The following is a 6,243-nucleotide window of genomic DNA, read 5'->3' as shown; positions in this document are numbered from 1 at the left end:
GTTGCCGTCAATATCCCACAAGCGCACTGTCGAATCATTGCTAGCACTGACAATCCACTTGCCATCAGGGCTAAAGGCGACAGAATTAACTTCTTTTTCATGTCCGCGCCAAGGTTGACCAATGGGGTTGCCGTCAATATCCCACAAGCGCACTGTCGAATCATTGCTAGCACTGACAATCAACTTACCATCAGGGCTAAAGGCGACAGAATTAACTTCTTTTTCATGTCCGTGCCAAGGTTGACCAATGGGGTTGCCGTCAATATCCCACAAGCGGATTGTAGAATCATTGCTGGCACTGACAATCCACTTGCCATCTGGGCTAAAGGCGACAGAATTGACCCAATTCTCATATTTGCGCTGCGATCGCCCGATGACCCGATCTTGTAATATTTGATGTAGCTCCCACAAACGCACAGTTTGATCGCCACCACTGACAATCAGCTTGCCATCGGGGCTAAAGGCTAGGGAATTAACCTGTCCTTTATGTCCCCGCCAAGGTTGACCAATGGGGTTGCCATTGATATTCCACAAGCGTATTGTCCGATCGCAGCTACCACTAATAATAAACTTGCCATCAGGGCTAAACGCTACATAATTTACATGTCCTTCATGCCCGCGCCAAGGTTGACCAATGGGATTACCTTGGATGTCCCACAACCGCACTGTAGAATCACTACTACCACTGACAATAAACTTGCGATCGGGGCTAAAGGCGGCGCAAATAATTTTCGCCTCATTTTTGTGCCAGGGTTGAGTGATGGTGTTACCTTGTAAATCCCACAAACACACCGTTCCGTCAAAACCAACACTGATAATGCGTACCCCGGAGGGGTTGGCGCAGCCATCGCCATTTGGGCTAAAGGCGACGGAAATAACTCCTTCCTTGTGTCCGCGCCAGGGTTGAGTAATGGCGTTACCTTGTAAATCCCACAAACACACCGTTCCGTCAAAACCAACACTGACAATAGAATCGCCATTTGGGCTAAAAGCGACGGAAATAACTCCTTCCTCATGTCCCTGCCACGGTTGAGTAATGAGATTACCTTGTAGATCCCATAAACACAAAATTCCGTCAATACTGCCACTAATAATAAACTTGCCATCAGGACTAAAGGCTATACAATTAACCTCTTGCTCGTGTCCACACAAAAATTGAGCAGTAGGATTGCCAATGATATTCCACAAGCACACGGTAGAATCGCTACTGCCACTGGCAATAAACTTGCCATCAGGACTAAAGGCTAGACAATTAACCTCTTGCTCGTGTCCGCGCAAGCTATTTGCCTCTGTGGGTGTGTTCATTGCTTCCTTTAAGCTTCCCAAAACAGAAGCTAGAAGGTGGTTTGGGTATTTATCTAGATTCTCACCCATTGTTTGAATTGCCAGCACCAAACCCTCTAGCGGTTGCACAGGAAGTAAATTCAAAACCCTGGCGGATTGCTCGCGCAGTTTTAATTCAGTCAGTGCAAGATTTAACTTTTGAATCTCTTGTTCCTTTTCTCTCGAATGGCGATCGTGCCATCCAAGACTAGGATTAATAAATTGATTAGCTTGTTCTCTTAAATAACCAAATGTTTGCTCTTTTAATTCTTGATAAGTCTTTATCTTCAGAACCCCGTTTGCAATATCTTCTCTTTCCCACAATACATTCAGGGTGTATGCCAGAAGTGGTAAAGAATCATCTTGTTGGTGAAAATCATGAATAATTTGCTCAACTAGACCTTGTTCAAAGGTGACGCCATGTCTAGCAGCAGGTTCAGCGATCGCTAACTTTAATTCTCCATCGCTCATTCTAGTGAGTATACAACTATAGCGATCGTGGATCTTTGCAAGTTGGGGATACTCACTAAATTTATCCAAAAAATCAGACCGCATTGTTAAAACAATTTTGACAGAGCTATCCTGCTGCTGGAACAGTTGAAAGATACTAGCAACAAATTTATCACGTTCTGGCTTTTGAGTTTTTGTAAACAGTTCTTCAAATTGGTCAATAAAAATCAGAACGCACTGATAATCTTGTTTAAGGAATGTGACAATTTTAATTAGGGTATTTTCTCTTATTTCTCGACTAATATCCGCTATTGGTGATTTTTTTCCATAATTAGAAGTAAGACACTGATAAAGAGATTTAAAAGGATTTTCATCTGGGTGAAAACTTATATTAATTAATGATTTTTTATAAAATCCTAAATAAGGAATTAAACCTGCCCGAATCAATGATGATTTGCCACTCTCTGATGCTCCTAGAAGCAAGAGTACATTATCTTTTTTTAAGCGATCGCCCAGATTAGCAATCCACTTCTCCCGACCAAAAAATTTGTCTTTATCTTTAATTTCAAAAGTTTTTAGTCCTAAGTAAGGAGAGTCTGTTTTAAGTGGACGACAATAAATATCCTCAAAATTACTGTCAGAAAAAAAGTCGTATTCAGAAATACCTTGGACATTATACCCAATATTTATATCGCCTACAGAACTGTTAACCATCTTATCTTCTTACCTTTGGACATCTCTGGCTAAATCTTTACCTCAGTTATAGTTCCTCGCCTAATCTTTGTAAGTAACTCAACAAAATTAATTACACATTCTCTTGTAAAGCTTTCCCTGTCGCCGTCCTATAGGATCGCAAGTCCAATTACCCCCCTTAATCCCCCCTTGTAAAGGGGGGAAAAAAAGAAATCTAGTTCCCTCCCCTTTACAAGGGGAGGGTTAGGGAGGGGTAAAACCCGGATTTGTCAATTATTTCCAACTTGTGTGTACACGGTAGCCTATAGGATAGAAGTTTTGTAAATTCCATCTGTGAAAGATTAAGGTTTTAAATAGCTTTATTCAGCAAAATTACTTAAGTAATTTTCAAAAATATGTAGTAACTTTATCCTAAAACGCCAGAAATGACAAACGGGATGGAACTTTTTGATAACCTACACCTTGCTATGTTTAGCGGCAAAGGTGGAGTCGGAAAAACGACAATCTCCTGCACCTTTGCATATCGTTGGGCGCAGAAATTTAGCAATGAGCAAATTCTTTTAATCTCAACCGATCCAGCTCACTCTCTTGGAGATGTCTTACAAGTTAGCGTTGATGACATTCCTCGTCCCATAGCAGAACTACCCAATCTACTAGTAAGGGCGTTGGATGCAAAGCTTCTGCTACAAAAGTTTAAAGAACGTTATGGTCAGGTATTAGAACTGCTAGTGGAACGGGGTAGTTTTGTTGAAGGAGAAGACTTGTCTCCAGTTTGGGATTTAAATTGGCCTGGACTGGACGAATTGATGGGTTTGTTAGAGATCCAACGCCTTTTCAACGAACAGCAGGTAGATCGAGTAGTAGTGGATATGGCTCCTAGCGGCCATACTCTCAACTTGTTTGGATTGATGGATTTTTTAGACACTTTCCTCCACTCTCTCGAACTATTTCAAGAAAAGCATCGGTATATTAGCAAGACCTTTGCTGGAAGTTACACACCCGATCGCGCTGACGAGTTTTTGCAAACCCTGAAAGCTGAACTTTCCCAAGGTCGTCGTCTGCTTCAAGATCCCACCCATACAGCTTGTTTGTTAGTTGCGATCGCCGAACCAATGAGTTGGTTGGAGTCAAAACGATTCCTAGAAGCCTTACAAACCATGCAGATGCCTTGCGGAGGGTTGTTCGTCAACCAAGTCCTTGCCAGTGCGACTGACGCAGATCGTTACCAAGAACAACAACCGCTCATCAGCCAGTATACGGCTCTTGCTAACGGAAAGCCGATTTTTATCGTGCCACAGCAAGATAAAGAGCCTTTGGGGATTCTAGCCCTTAAGCATCTCATCAACCAAATCCATATTCCTCAGCTTGAACCACTATCTCCTGTTCATCTACTCCCAGTTCAATGGCCGGAAACAATTCCTCCTAACTTTGGAGATTTTCTCACCCAAGGTCGTCGCCTGTTACTAATTGGCGGTAAAGGTGGAGTAGGTAAGACCACAGTAGCAGCTGCCATTGGTTGGGCTATGGCTCAACAACATCCCGATCGCAAAATTCGCATGGTTTCCATCGATCCTGCTCACTCCTTGGGTGATGCCTTTGGTTTGAGTTTAGGACACGAACCGTATCAAATAACTCCTAATCTTCGAGGTCAGGAAGTGGATAGCGATCGCATTGTCGATCAATTCAGAGCCGATTACCTGTGGGAACTGGCCGAAATGATGAGTGGCGAAACACAAACAAGCGAAACTATTGAAATGGCTTATGCTCCTGTTGCTTGGCGCAAAATTGTCGGTCAAGCTTTACCAGGGATTGATGAAATGCTTTCCCTGTTAACAGTAATGGAATTGCTAGAGCAACAAGAAGAAGACTTGATTATTTTAGACACTGCTCCTACAGGTCATCTTCTGCGTTTTCTAGAAATGCCAAATGCACTGGCAGACTGGCTAGCTTGGATTTTCAAACTCTGGATCAAGTATCAGAATGTTCTTGGTCGTACAGAATTTATGGGGCGTTTACGAACTTTGCGACAGCGCGTAGTCAAAGCCCAAAAAGTACTAAAAGACCCACAAAAAGCAGAGTTCATTGGGGTTACACTTAACCAGGCTAGTGTACTTGCCGAACAACAACGCTTGTTCAAATCTCTGCAAGAAATAGGTGTGAGCCAGAATTACCTTGTTCTCAACCGTTTTACTTCTACAGCAACCATTAATTGCGATTTTCCAGGTTTGACAATGGTTCGCTTACCAATGCTTCCTCGCTCAGTTCAGCCTTTAGAACGCATCCAAGCAGCAGCAGTCTGTTTATTTTAACGGCTAATTAGACTAAATACTTTCATACCCAAAGAGAAATTTATTATGCACCGCACTCCAAAACGTGGACAAATTCAAGCCAAACTTAGCACCATGCCTCCTCAACGTTCTCAAGCAACAGTTTACTTAAATGCTTACAAAATGATGTTAGAGAAGGAGCGTTTAGAGCAGGAACTAGAGAAACTCGAAGCACGCCGACATCAGATTCAGCAGCGTCTTGCTATTTTAAATAGTCAAATAATTGCTGAAGAGGACGTTACTTATCAACAAGTAAATACTGACGTAGAGGACAATAAACCAAAATTCAACACCCTAACATTGGAATACTAAGTAATAAGATTTAAGCTTGCCTATTCTTCACAACTTCCTTGCGCGCTCGAAGCTTAAAATACTCCCATATTGAAATTTTTATCAGATTTCAATATGAAATTAGTAGTCTCTGGTTCGTAAGCTCAACAAGGATGTATTGATGTTATGAGTAAGAAAGGAAATTAAATTTTATTAAATATCTTTTTGAAGTAAAGTTTAATTTTTTAAATCATCAACGTAAAACTCTGCCGCAGTTATTTCCCATTTTATCCAGCCTTGCGGTTTAATCAGCAAGCCCTCTATTAAATATTCTGAGTATTCTAAATTAGAGTTGCTATTGATGGGAAATTCATTAGTAAACAAGTGCTTTTTTACATCTTTGCTTTGCCCTTGATTATATTCATAAAAAATTCTTTTTGAATATTTTACTCCTTGAAATATAAGCCTACATGGTTCCTCAAACTTACTTGTAGCTGCTAACGGATGTGGAGGATATATTTCTAGCCCTGTTTGAATGTTAACTATAATAGAATTTTGATTAATTTCAAAGCTTTCTATTTTACATTCGGGGAAATGAATATCATCAAAATAACCTTTTACAATATTCATGACTTTTCATTAAATTCTAGATTTTCATCATAAACAAGAACTAATTCACCAAGTTTTTGAGCATTGCTACTTGTAGTTTTCGTATTATCAACAGCATCAGCTATGAGCAAAAACTTCAGTTGTAAAAAACGTTCTTTGTGAGTAACGCCTAATGAACTGCTAACTAATTCGGCTTCTAGGGTACAAGGTAACGTAATTTTCATCTTGTTCATCCCAATAGCCACACACTTTATAATCACACTGGTCAATATGTTCTTGAACAATAACATTAGTATCTAAACTTTGTAATATTTCAGTTAAATCTTGCCAAATTTGATGATTTTTTAGTTCGAGCCTTGTCATAGTTATCCCAACGTTAATTCACCCAACTGTATATCAACGACTAACCGACGATTTGTTAACCATTCACGACCGAGCAAAACTTCTGTTAAATCTTTGCCAACATGTACAGGTATGTCAAACTCTTGGCCATCAAATAATAATTGACCAAGATAGATTTCTGGAGTTTAGACTAAAAGCGATATGAGAGAACGTAAATCAAATAGAATTA

General features: G+C 40.4%; 6 protein-coding genes. 2 read left to right on the top strand and 4 right to left on the bottom strand.

All coding sequences use genetic code 11. The features are described from left to right. Nucleotides 1-2,487, bottom strand: a 2,487-nt coding sequence (locus RMY27_RS35215) for a WD40 repeat domain-containing protein (RefSeq protein ID WP_322669427.1), incomplete at its 3' end; no start/stop codon positions are given. A 404-nt stretch (nt 2,488-2,891) separates the two neighbouring features. Here RMY27_RS35215 and RMY27_RS35210 point away from each other — a divergent pair. Both RMY27_RS35210 and RMY27_RS35205 read left to right on the top strand, forming a co-directional pair. Next, nucleotides 2,892-4,775 (top strand): ArsA family ATPase, encoded by a 1,884-nt coding sequence (locus RMY27_RS35210; RefSeq protein ID WP_322669426.1) that lies wholly within the window; start codon nt 2,892-2,894, stop codon nt 4,773-4,775. 45 nt (nt 4,776-4,820) lie between these two features. Continuing rightward, entirely contained in the window at nt 4,821-5,105 is a 285-nt protein-coding gene (locus RMY27_RS35205; RefSeq protein ID WP_322669425.1) for a hypothetical protein, read from the top strand. A gap of 195 nt (nt 5,106-5,300) precedes the next feature. On the opposite strand, the gene RMY27_RS35200 is transcribed toward RMY27_RS35205, so the two are convergent. The 3 genes from RMY27_RS35200 to RMY27_RS35190 are packed head-to-tail and all read right to left on the bottom strand — an operon-like array spanning nt 5,301 to nt 6,035. After that, nucleotides 5,301-5,693 carry a hypothetical protein gene (locus tag RMY27_RS35200; RefSeq protein ID WP_322669424.1) on the bottom strand — a complete coding sequence of 131 codons (393 nt, stop codon included), beginning with the start codon at nt 5,691-5,693 and terminating at the stop codon, nt 5,301-5,303. After that, nucleotides 5,690-5,896 (bottom strand): hypothetical protein, encoded by a 207-nt coding sequence (locus tag RMY27_RS35195; RefSeq protein ID WP_322669423.1) that lies wholly within the window; start codon nt 5,894-5,896, stop codon nt 5,690-5,692. Before RMY27_RS35195 ends, RMY27_RS35200 begins: the two co-directional genes overlap by 4 nt. Continuing rightward, nucleotides 5,853-6,035, bottom strand: a complete 183-nt coding sequence (locus RMY27_RS35190) for a hypothetical protein (protein ID WP_322669422.1) — start codon at nt 6,033-6,035, stop codon at nt 5,853-5,855. The genes RMY27_RS35195 and RMY27_RS35190 overlap by 44 nt, the downstream gene beginning before the upstream one ends. Nucleotides 6,036-6,243 lie beyond the last annotated feature (208 nt).

This window comes from Nostoc sp. DedQUE09, from assembly GCF_034530915.1.
Taxonomy (GTDB): domain Bacteria; phylum Cyanobacteriota; class Cyanobacteriia; order Cyanobacteriales; family Nostocaceae; genus Nostoc.
The sequence above is the reverse complement of the archived record's forward strand: the minus strand, read 5'-3'. Positions and strand labels throughout refer to the sequence as shown.

Excerpts from the sequence above, each read along its gene's own strand:
- RMY27_RS35200 (WP_322669424.1), bottom strand. The coding sequence starts at position 5,693 with ATGAATATTGTAAAAGGTTATTTTGATGATATTCATTTCCCCGAATGT.
- RMY27_RS35195 (WP_322669423.1), bottom strand. The coding sequence starts at position 5,896 with ATGAAAATTACGTTACCTTGTACCCTAGAAGCCGAATTAGTTAGCAGT.
- RMY27_RS35190 (WP_322669422.1), bottom strand. The coding sequence starts at position 6,035 with ATGACAAGGCTCGAACTAAAAAATCATCAAATTTGGCAAGATTTAACT.
- RMY27_RS35210 (WP_322669426.1), top strand. The coding sequence starts at position 2,892 with ATGACAAACGGGATGGAACTTTTTGATAACCTACACCTTGCTATGTTT.
- RMY27_RS35205 (WP_322669425.1), top strand. The coding sequence starts at position 4,821 with ATGCACCGCACTCCAAAACGTGGACAAATTCAAGCCAAACTTAGCACC.